The organism is Scytonema sp. PCC 10023, from assembly GCF_963920835.1.
Taxonomy (GTDB): domain Bacteria; phylum Cyanobacteriota; class Cyanobacteriia; order Cyanobacteriales; family Nostocaceae; genus Kalymmatonema.
The window spans coordinates 1-1,988 of sequence record NZ_CAWUDP010000267.1; the positions used below are offsets into that span (position 1 = coordinate 1).

2 protein-coding genes are annotated in these 1,988 nt (G+C 45.6%); one reads left to right on the forward strand and one right to left on the reverse strand.

Features of this window, described 5'->3' with window-relative positions; genetic code table 11:
• Positions 1 to 43: 43 nt before the first annotated feature.
• Positions 44 to 1,411, reverse strand: a complete 1,368-nt coding sequence (locus ACM0OZ_RS48565) for an RNA-guided endonuclease InsQ/TnpB family protein (protein ID WP_414590109.1) — start codon at positions 1,409 to 1,411, stop codon at positions 44 to 46.
• A 65-nt stretch (positions 1,412 to 1,476) separates the two neighbouring features.
• Between ACM0OZ_RS48565 and tnpA the strand changes: the two genes are divergently transcribed.
• Positions 1,477 to 1,887 (forward strand): IS200/IS605 family transposase, encoded by a 411-nt coding sequence (gene tnpA / locus ACM0OZ_RS48570; RefSeq protein WP_414590110.1) that lies wholly within the window; start codon positions 1,477 to 1,479, stop codon positions 1,885 to 1,887.
• The last annotated feature ends 101 nt before the right edge of the window (positions 1,888 to 1,988 follow it).

Genomic DNA, 1,988 nt, shown 5'->3' on the forward strand with positions numbered 1-1,988 from the left:
GTGACGCTCCTACACCAACCCTAACGGGTATGGTGTAGGCTTCTCAGGCATTGCGAAGAATGCGTAGAACTTCCTTGGAGGTATCATCAGTAATCGAGCCAACGATTACGATTTCACCTTTACGGCGTTTTATCGTGGGGAATACGTCCAGCCCCACGCGCTTTAGATTGATAGCAGCGTTGATATCTCTATCAACCATCAGCGATTCTGTTGCGTCCCAATACTCGCGAATGTTGCAATCGGTAAAAATCACGTCATCACGGTACGCGAGTAATTGAGACGTATAAGCAGGATTCTTCGCAATCACTACAGCCCCAGCTTTTGCAGCTATGTGTCCAAGGATTTGGAAGAATTGAGCGAATGCGGCATCTGCCCAGGAGAGATTTAATCCCGACTTGGCAGATTGTCCGTTTGGAAGATAAACACCCGATTCATCCTGTTTGGGCGCATTGCGTTTCGTTAGACCTTTGAGATTGAGGTCTTCATGAAAGAACACTTTCTTCCCGGTTCTCACAAGGTTGTGAGCCGTTTTGTATTGGAAATCTTTTCTGGATCTGGCAATTCGTTGATGCTGCTTCCCTTCTCGCTTTGCCAGCTTGCGACGTGATGACGAACCAAGGGAGCGTGCGTTCTTTTTGCGAGAAACACGAGTAAGCTTATTTTGATTCTTCCTCAGTGCTTTGAGTGATGGCAGTTTCACACCTTCAGAAGTCGCGAGATAAACATCTTCATTCAGCACTGCATCCATCGCCAGCGAATTTTCCCAAGTGGGCAAAACCACATCAGGCGTTACCGTTGGAACGGTTGGATCATCAAGCTTGAGATTCACAAACCAGCCATCATTTTTCTTGATGAACTGCAACTGTTTCAGAATTACACCATTCGGTAAATGTCGGTGTGAGCGGATTTTGACCAGCCCGATTTTCGGCACTTTGACATACAAATATTTGCCACCAATCGAACAGGAATGCAATTCTAATCCAGCACCTTCAATCACCAATGAACGATAGCGAGATTGAGATTTGAATCGAGGTTTTCCGCTCCGTTTCCCGTTGGAATCACCAGAAATGAATCGTTCAAATGCTTTATCAACTCGCTTACAGACTTCTTGCAGTGTATTCGCAGGAACTTGCGAGAAATCCAACTCCTCACCCGACCATTCCACCATTACCGACTCTTTCTTGAGTCCTGGCAGATACTTTTTCTGGCTGTAGAAGTTCGGCTTATCGCGTAACTCTGGGAGATGGCAAACCAACGGGCAAGCATTAATGGGTGAACGATTCATCTCCCACCACTCGAAACGATCTCCGAGTTGACGGTTGTACCAGTACTGGCAAATCCGAAGCCAGAGATTTACCTCTAGCTTCTGTTCTGTAGTTGGAAGTGCTTTGTACTGGTAAGTGTATTTCATCCACCAAACTTGGTGATAGCGCTTTGGCCTACGCTAAGTATAACGTATTTCCTAGAACTATTGCCATGAAAGATGACTTTGTTTCAAAGGGAAGATCAGTAAGCGATATGAAAGCTCACTTAGTTCTCACGTCCAAATATCGCCGGAAAGTATTCAATGCAGAAATGCTGCAACGACTGGGTGAAATTGTTGAAGACCTTTGCCAAAAATGGGAGTGCAAATTAATTGAATTCAACGGCGAGGAAGACCACGTTCACCTGTTGTTTCAATACTTTCCGCAAATGGAGTTAACCAAATTCATTAATAATCTCAAAACTGTTACCAGTCGCAGATTGCGGAATGAATTTCAAGAACGGGTTGACCAGTTTTACTGGAAAGATGTTCTGTGGAATAGCTCGTACTTCATTGCCTCTTGTGGTGGCGTTACAATCTCTACGCTACGGCAGTACATTGAAAATCAGAATGCTCCCGACTAGCAGCATGGGAGATTGTTCGTCTCCGCTTCGCTCCGACTCACGCGCATTCCTCTCACGCCAAATCAGAGATTCTGGCGTGAGGCTCCTGCTGATCTAGCTGA

Excerpts from the sequence above, each read along its gene's own strand:
- tnpA (WP_414590110.1), top strand. The coding sequence starts at position 1,477 with ATGAAAGATGACTTTGTTTCAAAGGGAAGATCAGTAAGCGATATGAAA.
- ACM0OZ_RS48565 (WP_414590109.1), bottom strand. The coding sequence starts at position 1,411 with ATGAAATACACTTACCAGTACAAAGCACTTCCAACTACAGAACAGAAG.